Genomic DNA, 16,070 nt, shown 5'->3' on the forward strand with positions numbered 1-16,070 from the left:
CTGCTGGCCGGACCACGGTAGACGCCAACCTTGCTTGGCGCTTGCCCTGAAGGAGCAGCCGACCCAGGTCGGCTTCCACCAAAGCGGGCCCAGCGCCTCAGACGTCGGCGTGGGCCAGTGCGTGCAGGCGCCCTTCCCGCAGTTCCAGCACCCGGTCCAGGCGACGCGCCAGGCTGCGGTCATGGGTCACCAGCACCAGGCTGGTATGGCGCGCGCGGTTGAGTTCAAGCATCAGCTCGAACACCGTTGCCGCCGTGCGGTCATCCAGGTTGCCGGTAGGCTCGTCGCCCAGCACGCAGGCCGGGTGATTGACCAGTGCCCGCGCCACCGCAGCACGCTGCCGCTCACCACCAGACAGCTCGCCCGGCTTGTGATCCAGGCGATGGCCGAGGCCGACCGCTTCCAGCAGCGTGGTGGCCCGGCCGCTCGCTTCTGCTACCGCAGTGCCAGCCAGCAGTACCGGCATCATCACGTTTTCCAGCGCGGTGAACTCCGGCAGCAGGTGATGGAACTGGTAGACGAAGCCCAGCGCCTGGTTGCGCAGCAGACCGCGCGCGGTATCCGACAGCGCCGACATGCGCTGGCCGGTCACATAGACCTCACCGGCAGTGGGAATGTCCAGGCCACCCAGCAGGTGCAACAGCGTGCTCTTGCCGGCGCCGGAGGCACCGATGATCGCCACCGTTTCGCCGGCGGTCACGGTCAGGTCCAGCCCATCGAACACCGGGGTCTGCATGCGCCCTTCAGCGTAGGTCTTGCCCAGTGCTTCGGCACGGATCACTTCGTCGCCGCGGTTGAAGACCTTATTCATAACGCAGGGCCTCCGCCGGCTGGGTGCGTGCTGCCCGCCAGGCGGGATACAGGGTGGCCAGGAAGCTCATCAGCAGCGCGACCACGGTGATCGCCACCACGTCGCCCGTCTGCATGTCGGTCGGCAGGCCGGTGATGTAGTACACATCCTCCGGCAGCAGCTTGACGTTGAACACGCTCTCGATGGCGCCGAGGATGCGTTCCAGGTTGAGGGTCAGGGTGATGCCGCCGATCAGGCCAGCCAGCGTACCGAAGATGCCGATCAGCGAACCCTGCACCATGAACACCTGCATCACGCCACCCGGGGTCAGGCCGAGGGTGCGCAGGATGGCGATGTCGGCCTGCTTGTCGGTCACCAGCATCACCTGCGAAGACACCAGGTTGAACGCACCCATGGCGATGATCAGCGACAGCAGGATGCCCATCACCACCTTTTCCATGCGCAGTGAGTGGTAGAGGTTGGCATTCTGCTGGGTCCAGTCGCTTACGCGGTAGGCGCCACCGAGGTTCTGCGCAAGATCCACGCCCACCTCCAGCGAGCGGTCCATGTCGTGCAGTTTCAGGCGCACGCCGGTGGCACCGTCGCTGCGCAGCACGCGCTCCAGGTCCTGCATGTTGGCGAAGCCGACGCCGCGATCGACCTCGTTGTAGCCGGCCTCGAAGAGGCCACTGACGGTGAAGCGTTTCATCCGCGGCACCGCGCCGGCCGGCGTGCCCTGCACTTCGGCAAAGGTCACCAGCACCTGGTCACCAACGTCCACGCCCAGCCAGATCGCCAGCTCCTTGCCCAGCAGCAGGTTGAAGCTGCCCGGCTTGAGGCTGTCATAGCTGCCCTTGGTGATCTTCTTGTCGATCACCGAGACGTTCGGCTCCAGCGCCGGATCGATGCCTTGGATGATCGCGCCCTGCACGCGCGGGCCGCTGATCATCGACTGGATCTCGATGTACGGTGCGGCGCCGGCCACACGCGGATCCTTCCTGGCCACGTCGACCACCCGCATCCAGTCCGGCATCGGTTCGCCGTCGCGGCTGATGGTGGTGTGCGCGGTCATCTGCAGCAGACGACTGCGGATTTCCTTCTGGAAACCGCTCATGACGGCCAAGGTGGTGATCAGCACCGTAACGCCGAGCGCGATGCCCAGGATCGATGCCATCGAGATGAAGGAGATGAAGCCGTTGCGGCGCTTGGCACGCAGGTAGCGCAGGCCGATCGCCACGGGAATGGGTTTGAACATGCAGGCACGCCAGTCAATTCAGCTTATGGTGCCATTGACCGGGGCCGACGGGAAACGCCGCGTGCGGCCACGGCCAGTCGCAGTTCACGTCGCTGCCCGGAATCGAGCACATCGGGCCAGAACAGCAGGCGCCGGCGGCGCCGATCCTCACACCACAGCAACAACAGCCATGGGCCACGCACCACCAGCCGTGGCGTATCAACGTCCTGCCCGGCCACCTGCAGTGGTTCGGGAAGCGGCGCAAGAAGCACCTGTACGCGTGGCCTGCGCTGGCGCCAGGCCAGTTCGGCCAAGCCGACGCCCCAGGCCAGCAGCAGCGCGGGCATCAGCAGCCGCGCAGGCAGATCCGAGGCGCGCAACAGCCAGGGTGCGGCCAGCAGCACCGCCAACTGAGCGGCGGCCTGCAGCCTCGAAGGGCGCCACTCAAGGCTTGAGGGTGAGGATCTTCTGCATGAGGGGGATCGCGTGCGCATGCGGGCAGGCCTCATAACCCATGAACCAGCGCCACAACTTATCGTCCTCGCAGTCGAGCAGGAACAGGAAAACCTCGCGCTCTTCGGTGGGCGCAGTGCGCCATTCGTGGTCGAGATAGCGCTCGAACAGCTGATCCAGCTCACGCATGCCGCGGCGGCAGCGCCAGCGCAGCTTCTTCAGCAGAACGTCTTCTTCCATCGTGCTTCTCCAGATACAGCAAAGCCACGCATGGCGTGGCTCTACTGAGGTGGTGCAGCCACGCATGGCGTGGCTCTACCGGGTACAGCCAGGCCTGATCAGGCGCGGCGTTCCATCATCAGCTTCTTGATCTCGGCGATCGCCAGCGCCGGGTTCAGGCCCTTCGGGCAGGTGCGGGCGCAGTTCATGATGGTGTGGCAGCGGTACAGCTTGAACGGATCTTCCAGATCGTCCAGGCGCGCACCGGTGTCCTCATCGCGCGAGTCGATGATCCAGCGGTAGGCCTGCAGCAGGATTGCCGGGCCCAGGTAACGCTCGCCGTTCCACCAGTAGCTCGGGCAGCTGGTCGAGCAGCAGGCGCACAGGATGCACTCGTACAGGCCGTCCAGCTTCTTGCGGTCTTCCGGCGACTGCAGGCGCTCGCGGTCCGGCGGTGCCGGGGTCTGGGTGCGGATCCACGGCTTGATCGAGGCGTACTGCGCGTAGAAGTGGGTCAGGTCCGGAACCAGATCCTTGACCACGTTCATGTGCGGCAACGGGTAGATCGGCACTTCCTTCTTGCCGCAGTCCGAGATGGCTCGGGTGCAGGCCAGGGTGTTGGTGCCGTCGATGTTCATCGCGCACGAACCACAGATGCCTTCGCGGCACGAGCGGCGGAAGGTCAGGGTCGGGTCGATCTCGTTCTTGATCTTGATCAGGGCGTCCAGGACCATCGGGCCACAGGCATCCAGATCGACCTCATAGGTATCGGTGCGCGGGTTGCTGTCGTCGTCCGGACTCCAGCGGTAGATCTTGAAGGTGCGCACATTCTTGCCGCCGTTCTTGACGGGGAAGTGCTTGCCCTTCGTGATCTTGGAATTCTTGGGGAGTGAAAACTCGGCCATGGCTGCTCTCGTTGGCTCAGGCGGCCCGCGCCCGTGGGCGCGGATTGCATGGTAGGCGGGGTCGGATCAGTACACGCGCGGCTTCGGTGGCACCACGGACACGTCGTCGGTCAACGTGTACATGTGCACCGGACGGTAGTCGAAGCTGCACTTGCCCTTCTCGTCGACGCTGACCAGGGTGTGCTTCTGCCAGTTGACGTCGTCGCGGTCCGGATAGTCCTCGTGCGCATGCGCACCACGGCTTTCCTTGCGCTGTTCGGCCGAGTTGATCGTCGCCACCGCGTTGAGCAGCAGGTTGTTCAGCTCGTAGGTCTCGATCAGGTCCGAGTTCCAGACCAGCGAGCGGTCGGAGACCTTCACGTCCTGGAACGAGTCGAAGATCTTGTCCATCTTCTCGCAGCCTTCCTTCAGCGTCTGGCTGGTGCGGAAGACGGCCGCGTCGGCCTGCATGGTGCGCTGCATGCGGTCGCGGATGACCGAGGTCGGGGTATCGCCGTTGGCGTGGCGCAGCTTGTCCAGCAGGCCCAGCGCCTTGTCGCAGGCATCGGCCGGCAGCGGCTTGTGCGCGGCGCCCGGCTTGATGGTCTCGGCGCAGCGGTTGGCCACCGCACGGCCGAACACCACCAGGTCGAGCAGCGAGTTCGAGCCCAGGCGGTTGGCGCCGTGCACGGAGACGCAGGCCGCTTCGCCGATGGCGTACAGGCCCGGCACCACGGCGTTGTCGTTGTCGCCGACCTTCTGCACCACTTCACCGTGGTAGTTGGTCGGGATGCCGCCCATGTTGTAGTGCACGGTCGGAATGACCGGGATCGGCTGCTTGTGCACGTCGACGCCGGCGAAGATGCGGGCGCTCTCGGCGATGCCCGGCAGCTTCTCGTCGATCACGCCCGGGCCGAGATGGGTCAGGTCGAGCAGGATGTGGTCCTTGTGCTCGCCGACGCCGCGGCCTTCGCGGATCTCGATGGTCATCGAACGGCTGACCACGTCGCGCGAGGCCAGATCCTTGTAGTGCGGTGCATAGCGCTCCATGAAGCGCTCGCCGCTGCTGTTGCGCAGGATGCCGCCTTCACCGCGGACACCCTCGGTGATCAGGCAGCCGGCGCCGTAGATGCCGGTCGGGTGGAACTGCACGAACTCCATGTCCTGCATGGCGATGCCGGCACGCATGGCCAGGCCGCCACCGTCGCCGGTGCAGGTGTGCGCCGAGGTGGCGCTGAAGTAGGCACGGCCGTAGCCGCCGGTGGCCAGCACCACGCCCTGGGCGCGGAACAGGTGCAGCGTGCCATCGGACATGTCCAGAGCCAGCACGCCGCGGCAGGCGCCTTCGTCGTCGAAGATCAGGTCGAGCGCGAAGTACTCGATCATGAAGCGCGCATCGTGCTTCAGCGACTGCTGGTACAGGGTGTGCAGCATCGCGTGGCCGGTACGGTCGGCCGCCGCGCAGGTACGCTGCGCCGCCGGGCCTTCGCCGTACTTGGTGGTCATGCCACCGAACGGACGCTGGTAGATCTTGCCCTCGGCGGTGCGCGAGAACGGCACGCCGTAGTGTTCAAGTTCGATGATGGCCGGGATGGCCTCACGGCACATGTACTCGATGGCGTCCTGGTCACCCAGCCAGTCCGACCCCTTGATGGTGTCGAAGAAGTGGTAGCGCCAGTCGTCCTCGCCCATGTTGCCGAGTGCGGCCGAAATACCGCCCTGGGCGGCAACGGTGTGCGAACGGGTCGGGAAGACCTTGGTCAGGCACACGGTCTGCAGGCCCTTGGCGGCCAGGCCGAACGTGGCGCGCAGGCCGGCACCGCCGGCGCCGACCACGACCATGTCGTACTTGTGTTCGGTGATCTTGTAAGCGGACATCTAATCTGGATTCCTGTGTAGGTGCCTGGGCTCAGGCAACGCCGAGGGCGATGCGGCCCACCGCAAACACACTGACGATCATGCCGAGCACGGCGACGAACTTCACCGCGGTCTGCAGCACCAGGGCCAGCAGCGATTCGTGGATGTAGTCTTCCAGCACGACCTGCATGCCGAGCTGCGCGTGCCAGAACATGGCGATCAGCAGGCCGATCAGCGGCACCGCGTTCCACGGCTTGGCCACGGCGGCGGCGGCGGTCGCGTAGTCCGAGCCGAGCAGGCCCAGCACGAAGACCAGGAACCAGATGCCCAGCACCACCAGTGCGGCGGCGGTCAGGCGCTGGTGCACGAAGTGCTCGGTGCCGGTCTTGGCCGAGCCCAGGCCGCGCACGTTCTTCAACGGGGTACGGAACTTGCTCACGCGGCACCTCCGAACATCACATAGGCCCACACCAGCAGGGTGATCACCAGGCTGCCGATGACCGACAGCCAGCTGCTGCGGATGAAGGCCGGGATGCTGAAGCCGATGGCAAAGTCCTGCACCACGTGGCGGATGCCATTGCACAGGTGATAGGCGAACGACCATGTCCACGCGAACAGGAACACGCGGCCATACCAGGCCCCGGCATGGCCGGTGAAGCAGTTCCAGGACTCGGGCCCCATCATCAGGGCCAGCAGGCCGGCAGCGATGATGAGGGCACCAACAGACAGAAAGATGCCGGTGGCTCGATGCAGGATCGAGGTGGCCATCTGAATCTGCCAGCGATACACCTGAAGGTGCGGGGAAAGTGGGCGTTGTCTGGTCGCCATTCGCTGGGCTCGTTGTCTCGGCTGGGCGGCACGCGGCCGCGTTGGCTCAATGCTGATCAGAAATCGATGCAGCGTCCGTTTTTCTCCCAATCGCCATACCGCACCGGATCAAGTCCGCCGCGGCCGCCGAATTCCTCTGCCTTTTCCTGCTCCACGGGCACGGGTGCCGCAGGGACCAGCGGGGCTTCAGTTTCGTCGTCGGGAGTGGGGGTTGTTTGGCCTATCATGTTCGGTCTCGCAACGCACAAATTTTAGACCTCGTTCACGTGCCTGACAACCTGCCCCCTGCTTTCGTCGGATATCCGCGCCTGCCCGGCCACCAGCTGCTGAGCCTGCAGGGCCCGGATGCGGCCGCCTTCGCCCACGCCCAGTTCAGCAGCGATGTCACCGCCCTGCCCCTGTTGCACTGGCAGTGGAGTGCCTGGCTGAGTGCCAAGGGCCGCACTCTGGCGGTGTTCCAGCTGCTCCGGCTGGCCGACGATCACGTGATGCTGGTGCTGGCCGACGGCGATGCCGATGCGATTGCGTCGCAACTGCAGCGCTTCGTGTTCCGTCGCAAGGTGAAGGTGCAGGGACGCAGCGATCTGGCAGCGGCCGGCGCCTTCACCGCGCCCGAGGCCGCCAGCGGCGCGGCGATTGCGCAGGCCGCAGAGGAGGGTTGGGAGCTGGACCTGGGCAGCGATGCACTGCCGCGCACCTTGCGCATCGGCAGCGCCGAAGCGTTCGCCGCCAGTTCTGAAGCCGATGAGACTGCTTTTGCCCTGGCCTGGCGCCAGGCCGACCTGCGCTACGGCCTGCCACGGCTGGAAGAGAGCCAGCGCGAAGTGTGGACCCCGCAGCAGCTGGGCCTGGACCGCCTGAATGGCTATAGCGTGAAGAAGGGCTGCTACCCCGGCCAGGAAATCGTCGCCCGCACCCATTTCCTCGGCAAGGCCAAGCGCGCGGTGCAGCTGCTGCATACCGCGGCACCCGCACAGGCCGGCGATGGCGTGCAGCAGGACGGCGCGACGCTGGGCACAATCGCCAGCGTGGCCGGCGAGCTGGCGCTGGCGGTGCTGCCACTGGAGGCTGGCGACGCCGAGCTGCAGGTGGGTGATGCCATTGCGCAGCGCGTGCCGCTGCTGGATGGATTGGCGCGCTGAATCTGACGCGCCCTCATCCACGCATGGCGTGGATCTACTGACCGACCCGGTGGGTGCGGACCGTTGGTCCGCACGCCTTCGGTGAAGGAATGGTAGTGCCGGCCGCTGGCCGGCAACCATGCAGGGTTGAGGTTACCGGCCAGCGGCCGGCACTACCCGTTACAGGCGCTCGCCGCTCTCTGCGTTGAAGAAATGCAGGCCCTGCGGGTGGATCGCCACGCGGATGTCATCGCCCACCGCAGGCAACGCCTGCGGTGCCACGCGCATGGTCAGCGCATGCTGGCCACTGCTGAGGTTGACGAAGATCTCGTTGCCGACCGGTTCGATGCCCTCAATGCGCGCGATGAACGCGTGCGCATCATCGGCAGCAGCCGGTTGCAGGTGCTCCGGGCGCACGCCCACCGCGATCGGTTTCTGCAGCCATGCCGGATCGATCGTGGCCTGGCCCAGCGGTGCACGCCACTGGCCGTCGACCACGGTCACGCCACCGGCATCGCCCTGCAGCGTGCCACGCAGCACGTTCATCGCCGGGCTGCCGAGGAAACCAGCCACGAACAGGTTGGCCGGGCGGTCGTACAGCGCCATCGGCGTATCGATCTGCTGGATGATGCCGTCCTTCAGCACCACGATGCGCTGACCCAGGGTCATCGCTTCAACCTGGTCGTGCGTCACGTAGATCATGGTGGTGCCCAGCTTCCGGTGCAGCTGCGCAATCTCGGTACGCACGCTGTGACGCAGCTTGGCGTCGAGGTTGGACAGCGGCTCGTCGAGCAGGAACACCGCCGGCTCGCGCACCAGCGCCCGGCCCAGTGCCACGCGCTGACGCTGGCCACCGGACATCGCCTTGGGCAGCTTGTCCATCATCTCGGTCAGGCCCAGCGTCTGCGCCGCCTCGGCAATGCGCTTGTCGATGGTCGCCTTGTCATGCCCGCGCAGCTTCAGGCCGAAGGCCAGGTTCTCGGCCACGGTCATGTGCGGGTACAACGCGTAGCTCTGGAACACCATGGCGATGTCGCGATCCTTCGGCGCCACGTCGTTGACCACGCGATCACCAATGGTCAGCGTGCCACCGCTGATCTCTTCAAGGCCGGCCACCATCCGCAACAGGGTCGACTTGCCACAGCCGGACGGTCCGACCAGCACCATCAGCTCGCCATCGGCGACCTCGAAGGTGGCGTCCTTCACCGCGACCTGGCCGTTGTCATAGACCTTGCGCACACCCTGCAACTGCACTTTTGCCATATCACCTATCCGGTCCGCCCGAAGCCGGGCTGTCTTTTGGGACTGCCTCGGCCCTCCCGATGGCAGTGATGATTGCGCGCCTGCCGCATGACGGCGAGCACTGCAATCGAATACAGTTGCCCATTCTGCCATGTAAACGTTTTCACGTGGCACTATCCGATGATCGGTGCGCACCGATCTGCGTCGGCGGTTGAACGAAGGTTCCGCCGAGGTAGTGGTTTCGAATGGAACGATCTTCCGCAACACCGGAGATCGCCCCTGACGAACCTCGGACAGGCAGTTGCGCGGATGTCCCCCGAACCCAGCCATGAAGCGATTGACAACGATGTCACCCGGATCTGAAACTCGAGCGATGCACGACACCCTCTTCCTGTTCGGTGCCACAGGTGATCTGGCCCAGCGCTACCTGTTCCCTTCGCTGCTTCGCCTGCTTGGCGACGGCCTGCTGCCGGAGGACTTCCGCATCCGCGCATTGGCCCTGTCCGGGCATGACACCGAAGCTTTCCATGACATCCTCCGGCCGCGCCTGCAGCAGGCCATGCCGATGGCCACGCAGGACGACATCGCTGCCCTGCTGCGCCGCATCGACTACCGTTCGGTGGACCTGCGCGATGTCGACTCAGTTGCCGCCGCCGTCTCCGACCTGGTGCACCGCAAGTGCGTCAGCTACCTGGCCATTCCGCCGGGCCTGTACATCTCCACCTGCGAAGGCCTGGCCAAGGGCGGCGCCCTCGCCGCGCCGGCACGCCTGATGCTGGAGAAGCCGATCGGCAGCGACAGCGAGAGCGCCGAGGAAATCATCAGCACCATCGGCCAGTGGATCGACGAGGACCGCGTGTTCCGCCTCGACCACTACCTGGGCAAGGCCGCGGTGCAGAACCTGATCGCACTGCGCTTCGGCAACACGCTGCTGGAAGCGGTGTGGAACCGCAACTACATCGAATCGGTGCACATCCTGGTGGCCGAAAGCGAAGGCGTGGATGGCCGCGATGCCTATTACGCCCGCTCCGGCGCGCTGCGGGACATGGTGCAGAGCCACATCCTGCAGCTGCTGTGCATGGTGGCGATGGAACCGCCGGCATCGCTGGAAGCCGATCGCATCCGCGACGAGAAGGTCAAGGTGCTGCGCGCCCTGCGCCCGCTCGATGCCAGGCACGCCGCGCGTGACAGCATCCGTGGCCGCTACACCGCCGGCACCATCAATGGCCAGCCGGCCCAGGCCTACCAGCCGCCGGAAGGCAGCGACGTGGAAACCTTCGCCGGTGTCACCGCGCATATCGACAACTGGCGCTGGAGCGGCGTGCCGTTCCACCTGGTCACCGGCAAGCGCCTGCCCGAGCGCACCACCCGCGTGGTGGTCACGCTGAAGCCGGTCACCCACTGGCTGTTCGAGCGCCCGCAGCGCGCGCAGGCCGCGCCGAACCGCCTGGTGTTCCAGCTGCAGCCGCAGGAAAACATCGAACTGGGCCTGATGAGCAGCCTGGCCGGCCCGGAATGGGGTGCCCTGGAACTGCATCCGCTGGAACTGGAACTGTCGGTGCCGACCGGCCTGCACCGCCGCATCGCCTACGAACGCCTGTTCCTGGATGCCTTCAACGGCAACCACACGCTGTTCGTGCGCGACGACGAAGTGCGCGCAGCGTGGGCCTGGATCGACAGCGTTGCCGACGCCTGGAAGGAGGCCAAGCTGCCGCTGGAACCGTATCCTGCTGGCCAGTGGGGCCCGAGCAATGCAGGCGAGTTCCTGCCGCAGGGCGTGGACGCGCCGGACAGCGGGGCCTCGGCATGAGTGCCATCTCGCAGCCGGTGCTGGTTGCCGACATCGGCGGCACCAATGCCCGCTTCGCCCTGGCCGACACCTCGCAGGACGCGCCGCTGCTCAAGGAGAGCATCCGCGAGTACGCGGTGGCGGAATTCCCGTCGCTGGGTGATGCCGCGCGCCACCACCTGGAGCAGATCGGCGCTGCGGCCAGCCGCGGCGTGTTCGCAGTGGCCGGCCGCGTCGACGGTGACGAGGCGCGCATCACCAATCATCCGTGGGTGATCTCGCGCAGCCGCACCGCCGCGATGCTGGGGTTCGACGAGCTGCACCTGATCAACGACTTCGCCGCACAGGCGATGGCGATTTCGCTGCTGCAGCCCGAGGACGTCGTCCAGGTCGGCGGCGCCGCCTGGGTACCGGGCAAGCCGGGACAGCCGCGCAACTACGCGGTGATCGGGCCCGGTACCGGGCTCGGCGTCGGTGGCCTGATCATGCGCCACGGCCGCTGCTATCCGCTGGAAACCGAAGGCGGTCATGTCAGTTTCCCACCGGGCACACCGGAAGAAATCCGCATCCTGGAAATCCTCTCCGAGCAGTTCGGCCGCGTCTCCAACGAACGCCTGATCTGCGGACCCGGGCTGGTCAACATCCATCGCGCCGTGTGCGAGATGGCCGGCATCGACCCCGGCCAGCTGCAGCCGGTAGACGTGACCGCGCGTGCCCTGCACGGTGATCCGCAGGCAATGCGCACCGTGGACGTGTTCTGCGCGGTGTTCGGCGCCATCGCCGGCGATCTGGTACTGACCCAGGGCGCCTGGGACGGCGTGTTCCTGACGGGCGGCCTGACCCCGAAGATGCTCGATTCACTGCAGCACTCCGGCTTCCGCCAGCGCTTCGAACACAAGGGGCGGTTCTCTTCGATCATGGCGAGGGTGCCATCGCTTGCCGTGATGCATCCCCACGCCGGACTGCTGGGCGCTGCCGCCTATGCTGCCGACGCCGAACGTGACGCACCAGGAGTTGCCGCATGAGCCCCACCTTCCACGACGACCGCATCGAGTTCATCCAGCACGGCGACGCCGATGGCTGGATCGAGGCGGTGGCCGCCGAAATGGCGCAGACCCTCAACCACGACATCAATGAGGTGGGCCGGGCCCGCATCCTGCTCTCCGGTGGCACCACGCCGGCGCCGGTATACCAGGCACTGGCCGAACTGGACGTGCATTGGGACCGGGTGGAAGTGAGCCTGGCCGATGAGCGGTGGCTGTCGCCGCAGGATCGCGACAGCAACGCCTGGCTGGTGCGCGAGCACCTGCTCAAGCGTGCCGAGGGTGCGCACTTCGATCCGCTGGTGCGGATCGGCAAGCCGCTGACGGAGTGCGTCTACACCGCCAACCTGCAGGCCCAGCACAGCCAGCCACCCAGCCTGGTGGCACTGGGCATGGGCAACGATGGCCACACCGCCTCGCTGTTCCCGGGTTCGAAGGACCTGGCCCGTGCACTGGAAAGCACCCTGCCCTATGCGGCACTGGATGCCACCGGCTGCCCGGGCGCGAACCAGTGGCCGCTGCGCATCACCCTGACCCCGCACGGCCTGCGCCAGTGCCGCCAGCGTCTGCTGCTGCTGCGCGGCAAGCAGAAGCTGCAGGTACTGCGCCAGGCACTGGACAGCAATGACCCCCAGCAGTACCCGATCCTCAATGCAATCAACCTGGAAGGCGCGCGCCTGCGCGTCCACTGGGCTGATTGATGTCGGCGGCGGCGCCACGCCGCCGCTTGCCTCTCGCCACCACGAACGCCGGTAGCCAATGAGCCTCCATCCGCAACTGCAAGCCATCACTGAGCGCGTCATCCGCCGCAGCGCGGCCTCGCGCGCCGCCTATCTGGCCGCGATCGACGCCTCCCTGCGCGAAGGCCCGTTCCGCAGCCGCCTGAGCTGCGGCAACCTCGCCCACGGATTCGCCGCCTGTGGCGGCACCGACAAGAGCCGCCTGCGCGGTGGGGTGACACCGAACCTTGGCATCATCACCGCCTACAACGACATGCTGTCGGCGCACCAGCCGTTCGAGACCTATCCCGAGCAGATCCGCCAGATCGCCCGCGAGCTGGGCGCCACCGCGCAGGTGGCCGGCGGTGTGCCGGCGATGTGCGACGGCGTCACCCAGGGCCGTGGTGGCATGGAGCTGTCGCTGTTCTCGCGCGATGTGATCGCGCAGGCGACGGCGATCGGGCTCAGCCACGACATGTTCGATACCACCGTCTACCTCGGTGTCTGCGACAAGATCGTGCCGGGGCTGCTGATCGGCGCACTGGCCTTCGGCCACCTGCCGGCGGTGTTCGTGCCGGCCGGCCCGATGACCCCGGGCATACCCAACAAGCAGAAGGCGGAAGTTCGCGAGCGCTATGCCGCCGGCGAAGCCACCCGTGAAGAACTGCTGGAAGCCGAGTCGGCCTCCTACCACGGCGCCGGCACCTGCACCTTCTACGGCACGGCCAACTCCAACCAGGTGTTGCTGGAAGCGATGGGCGTGCAGCTGCCGGGCGCGTCGTTCGTCAATCCGGGCACCCCGCTGCGCGACGCTCTTACCCGCGAAGCGACCGAACGTGCACTGGACATCACTGCGCTGGGCGATGACTTCCGTCCGCTGGGCCGGATCATCGACGAGCGCGCGATCATCAACGCGGTCATCGCGCTGATGGCCACCGGCGGTTCGACCAACCACACCATCCACTGGATCGCGGTGGCGCGTGCGGCCGGCATCGTGCTGACCTGGGACGACTTCGACGAGCTGTCGCAGCTGATTCCGCTGCTGGCCCGCGTCTACCCGAACGGCGAGGCCGACGTGAACCGCTTCGCCGCCGCCGGTGGCCCGGCGTTCGTGTTCGGCGAGCTGATCAAGGCCGGCCTGATGCATGGCGACCTGGTCAGCGTGGCCCGTGGCGGCATGGCCGACTACGCCCGCGAACCCCAGCTGCGCGACGGCCAACTGGTTTATCTGCCGGGCCTGGAACGCAGCGCCGATGACGAGGTGGTGCGTGGCGTCGACAATCCGTTCGAACACCAGGGTGGCCTGCGCCTGCTGCGCGGCAACCTGGGCAAGTCGCTGATCAAGCTGTCGGCGGTGAAGCCGCAGTACCGCACGATCGAAGCACCGGCCGTGGTGGTCGATGCACCGCAGGTGCTGAACAAGCTGCACGCCGGTGGCCTGCTGCCCGAGCATTTCGTGGCGGTGGTGCGTTACCAGGGCCCGCGTGCGAACGGCATGCCGGAACTGCATTCGCTGGCGCCGCTGCTGGGCCTGTTGCAGAACCAGGGCCGACGCGTGGCGCTGGTCACCGACGGCCGCCTGTCCGGCGCCTCGGGCAAGATTCCGGCGGCGATCCACGTGACGCCGGAAGCGGCGCGCGGCGGCCCGCTGGCGAAGGTTCGCGAAGGCGACATGATCCGGCTGGACGGCGAGGCCGGCACGCTGGAGGTGCTGGTGGACCCGGCCGAATGGGCGGCGCGTCCGCTGGCTCCGAACACTGCGCCGGCCGCGCATGACCTGGGCCGCAATCTGTTCGCGGTCAACCGTCGCGTGGTGGGCCCGGCCGACCAGGGAGCGATGTCGATTTCGTGCGGTCCGGCGGCGGCCGATGGCGGGCCGTGGGAGTACGACGCGGAGTACGAGCTGGGGCATGATGCCGCGGCGGCGGCAGCGCCGCATGAGGCGAAAGACGCCTGAAGCGAAAAGCCGCGGCAGGCTTCCCGGCTTGGGCAGTAGAGCGCCCTGGCCGGGACACGCCGTAAACCCCCCTACGGGACCGGCCCAACCGCTGGCGGTTGGGCGTTCGGGCGCTTGCAAAGCGGTGCTTCGCAAGCAAAGCGCCCTCACCCATGGGGGCTCGGTCGCGGCATCCATGCCGCTTACGGTCCCGGCTGGGGCTGACCGCGCCCTTCTGACACTCTCCGGCGCATCAATGCCGCGAAGTGATCATTGAAATCAAATTCGACAGCAAAGGCAGAAGCAGAGCTATGGGTATCGAACAACATCAGGTGAAGGCGGCGGAGCTGTTGCATGCGGCGGGCATCCTGCCGGTGGTGACGGTTCATACGCTGGACCAGGCGCGGGCGGTCAGTGCGGCGCTGCTGGACGGTGGTTTGCCGGCGATCGAGCTGACGCTGCGTACGCCGGTGGCGATGGAAGCGTTGGCGATGCTCAAGCGCGAGCTGCCCGATGTGGTGGTGGGTGCAGGCACGGTGCTGACCGTGGAGCAGATGCAGCAGTCGATCGATGCGGGCGCGGACTTCCTGGTGACCCCGGGCACGCCGCCAGCGCTGGCCGATGCACTGGCTGCTGCGCCGCTGCCGGTGGTGCCGGGTGCGGCCACGCCGACCGAGCTGCTGTCGCTCTACGCCCGCGGCTTCCGCGTGTGCAAGCTGTTCCCGGCCACGGCCGTGGGCGGGCTGGCGATGATCAAGGGACTGGCCGGCCCGGTGGCGGACCTGAAGCTGTGCCCGACCGGCGGCATCACCGAAAACACCGCCGCCGAATACCTCGAGCAGAAAAACGTGGTCTGCATCGGCGGTTCGTGGATGGTGCCGGGCAACTGGATTGCCAACGGCGAATGGGACAAGGTGCGCGCCAGCGCCGCCGACGCCGCGAAGATCATCAAGCGCGTTCGCGGCCACTGAGCCCAACGCAGCTGTAGAGCCGAGCCCACGCTCGGCTCCACGCCAGCGGAATGGAAAGCAGCCGAGCATGGCTCAGCTCTACAGGACCAGCATCCAGAGCGCGACCCGCTCCCGCTCTTCCTTCTTCATTCCGCGGTGGCGGCGCACGAAAACCGTCCTTGGCCCTGCGGAGGGATTGCGCAGGGGCGTGAGCGCCATGGATGGCGCGACCGAGCCTCCAGGGATGGATTCACGGCGTCCCCTGCGCAATCCCTCCGCAGGGCCAACCCCACGAATCCTGCCGCACACCGCAAGGGGCTCAGCCGTTGGCCGAAACCCGTTACAGCGGCCGCGCCGGATCCACCAACCCGTACTGGCTGGCCATCCGCGCCAGCGCGATGTTGTCGTGGATCCCCATCTTCTCGAACAGCCGCGCCTTGTGCGTGTTCACCGTCTTCGCACTCAGGCTCAGCCGCCGCGCGATATCTTCCTGGCGCAGGCCCTGGGTCAGCAGCAACGCCACTTCCAGCTCGCGCGGCGACAGGCTGTCGAACGGCGAACCGTTGCCTTCCACCGTCGACAGTGCCAGATTCTGCGCGATGCTGGTGCCCAGGTAGCGGCGCCCACCTGCCACGTCACGCACCGCGCGCAGCAGTTCCTGCGCATCACAACCCTTGCCGATATATCCGGCCGCGCCGGCTTCGAGCAGCCGCTTCGGCAGCGGGCCATCTTCCAGCACCGACACGATCACCACGCGGGTGTTGCGGTGGCTGCGCACGATGCGCTCGGTCACTTCCATGCCGCTCACACCCGGCAGGTGCAGGTCACACAGCACCACATCCGGCAGCAGCTGGCGGAATTCACGCAGCGCGTCTTCGCCGGTCTCGGCTTCGCCCACCACCTCGATGTCGGTTTCCCCCGACAGAATCATCTTCATCCCGGTGCGGACCAGCGCGTGGTCATCCACCAGGTAGACTCGAATCGTCATTCACGTACCTCTTCGAA

Annotated in this window: 17 protein-coding genes; 6 read left to right on the plus strand and 11 right to left on the minus strand. The window is 66.8% G+C overall.

Annotated features, from left to right (window positions below):
- Nucleotides 1-97: 97 nt before the first annotated feature.
- The 9 genes from lolD to O0J15_RS12510 all read right to left on the minus strand — a co-directional run bounded on the left by lolD (nt 98) and on the right by O0J15_RS12510 (nt 6,492).
- The gene (gene lolD / locus O0J15_RS12470; RefSeq protein WP_111098759.1) at nt 98-811 is read right to left on the minus strand and encodes a lipoprotein-releasing ABC transporter ATP-binding protein LolD; all 714 of its coding nucleotides are present in this window, start codon (nt 809-811) and stop codon (nt 98-100) included.
- Nucleotides 804-2,045 (minus strand): lipoprotein-releasing ABC transporter permease subunit, encoded by a 1,242-nt coding sequence (locus O0J15_RS12475; RefSeq protein ID WP_019661203.1) that lies wholly within the window; start codon nt 2,043-2,045, stop codon nt 804-806. The genes lolD and O0J15_RS12475 overlap by 8 nt, the downstream gene beginning before the upstream one ends.
- Before the next feature lie 23 nt (nt 2,046-2,068).
- Nucleotides 2,069-2,518, minus strand: coding sequence for a hypothetical protein (locus O0J15_RS12480; protein WP_021202023.1), 450 nt, complete (start codon nt 2,516-2,518; stop codon nt 2,069-2,071).
- Nucleotides 2,469-2,717, minus strand: a complete 249-nt coding sequence (locus tag O0J15_RS12485) for a succinate dehydrogenase assembly factor 2 (RefSeq protein ID WP_019661201.1) — start codon at nt 2,715-2,717, stop codon at nt 2,469-2,471. Before O0J15_RS12485 ends, O0J15_RS12480 begins: the two co-directional genes overlap by 50 nt.
- Nucleotides 2,718-2,815: 98 nt before the next feature.
- Nucleotides 2,816-3,601 (minus strand): succinate dehydrogenase iron-sulfur subunit, encoded by a 786-nt coding sequence (locus tag O0J15_RS12490; RefSeq protein WP_005409079.1) that lies wholly within the window; start codon nt 3,599-3,601, stop codon nt 2,816-2,818.
- 66 nt (nt 3,602-3,667) lie between these two features.
- On the minus strand, nt 3,668-5,458 hold the full coding sequence (gene sdhA / locus O0J15_RS12495) for a succinate dehydrogenase flavoprotein subunit (RefSeq protein WP_014036803.1): 1,791 nt from the start codon (nt 5,456-5,458) through the stop codon (nt 3,668-3,670).
- A 31-nt stretch (nt 5,459-5,489) separates the two neighbouring features.
- The gene (gene sdhD, locus O0J15_RS12500) at nt 5,490-5,876 is read right to left on the minus strand and encodes a succinate dehydrogenase, hydrophobic membrane anchor protein (protein WP_005409077.1); all 387 of its coding nucleotides are present in this window, start codon (nt 5,874-5,876) and stop codon (nt 5,490-5,492) included.
- Nucleotides 5,873-6,265, minus strand: coding sequence for a succinate dehydrogenase, cytochrome b556 subunit (gene sdhC / locus O0J15_RS12505; protein WP_005416132.1), 393 nt, complete (start codon nt 6,263-6,265; stop codon nt 5,873-5,875). The genes sdhD and sdhC overlap by 4 nt, the downstream gene beginning before the upstream one ends.
- 56 nt (nt 6,266-6,321) lie before the next feature.
- On the minus strand, nt 6,322-6,492 hold the full coding sequence (locus tag O0J15_RS12510; RefSeq protein ID WP_074901279.1) for a DUF1674 domain-containing protein: 171 nt from the start codon (nt 6,490-6,492) through the stop codon (nt 6,322-6,324).
- Nucleotides 6,493-6,531: 39 nt separating this feature from the next.
- Here O0J15_RS12510 and O0J15_RS12515 point away from each other — a divergent pair, with 39 nt between their 5' ends.
- Nucleotides 6,532-7,407 (plus strand): folate-binding protein, encoded by an 876-nt coding sequence (locus O0J15_RS12515; RefSeq protein ID WP_308305742.1) that lies wholly within the window; start codon nt 6,532-6,534, stop codon nt 7,405-7,407.
- 159 nt (nt 7,408-7,566) lie between these two features.
- On the opposite strand, the gene O0J15_RS12520 is transcribed toward O0J15_RS12515, so the two are convergent.
- Entirely contained in the window at nt 7,567-8,649 is a 1,083-nt protein-coding gene (locus tag O0J15_RS12520) for an ABC transporter ATP-binding protein (RefSeq protein ID WP_019661198.1), read from the minus strand.
- A 352-nt stretch (nt 8,650-9,001) separates the two neighbouring features.
- Between O0J15_RS12520 and zwf the strand changes: the two genes are divergently transcribed.
- From zwf to eda, 5 genes are all read left to right on the plus strand, one after another.
- Entirely contained in the window at nt 9,002-10,438 is a 1,437-nt protein-coding gene (zwf, locus tag O0J15_RS12525; RefSeq protein WP_019661197.1) for a glucose-6-phosphate dehydrogenase, read from the plus strand.
- Complete coding sequence (gene glk / locus O0J15_RS12530; RefSeq protein ID WP_019661196.1) at nt 10,435-11,442, plus strand: glucokinase; 1,008 nt, start codon at nt 10,435-10,437, stop codon at nt 11,440-11,442. Before zwf ends, glk begins: the two co-directional genes overlap by 4 nt.
- The gene (pgl, locus tag O0J15_RS12535) at nt 11,439-12,161 is read left to right on the plus strand and encodes a 6-phosphogluconolactonase (protein WP_058980277.1); all 723 of its coding nucleotides are present in this window, start codon (nt 11,439-11,441) and stop codon (nt 12,159-12,161) included. Before glk ends, pgl begins: the two co-directional genes overlap by 4 nt.
- A 58-nt stretch (nt 12,162-12,219) precedes the next feature.
- Complete coding sequence (gene edd / locus O0J15_RS12540) at nt 12,220-14,136, plus strand: phosphogluconate dehydratase (RefSeq protein WP_021202019.1); 1,917 nt, start codon at nt 12,220-12,222, stop codon at nt 14,134-14,136.
- A 290-nt stretch (nt 14,137-14,426) separates the two neighbouring features.
- Entirely contained in the window at nt 14,427-15,086 is a 660-nt protein-coding gene (gene eda, locus O0J15_RS12545) for a bifunctional 4-hydroxy-2-oxoglutarate aldolase/2-dehydro-3-deoxy-phosphogluconate aldolase (protein WP_134730658.1), read from the plus strand.
- Nucleotides 15,087-15,405: 319 nt separating this feature from the next.
- Here the strand turns inward: eda and O0J15_RS12550 are convergent, their stop codons facing one another.
- Nucleotides 15,406-16,053 (minus strand): response regulator, encoded by a 648-nt coding sequence (locus O0J15_RS12550; RefSeq protein WP_308305743.1) that lies wholly within the window; start codon nt 16,051-16,053, stop codon nt 15,406-15,408.
- Nucleotides 16,054-16,070 lie beyond the last annotated feature (17 nt).

It is taken from the genome of Stenotrophomonas sp. Sm10 (assembly GCF_030985515.1).
In the GTDB taxonomy this organism is placed as follows: domain Bacteria; phylum Pseudomonadota; class Gammaproteobacteria; order Xanthomonadales; family Xanthomonadaceae; genus Stenotrophomonas; species Stenotrophomonas hibiscicola.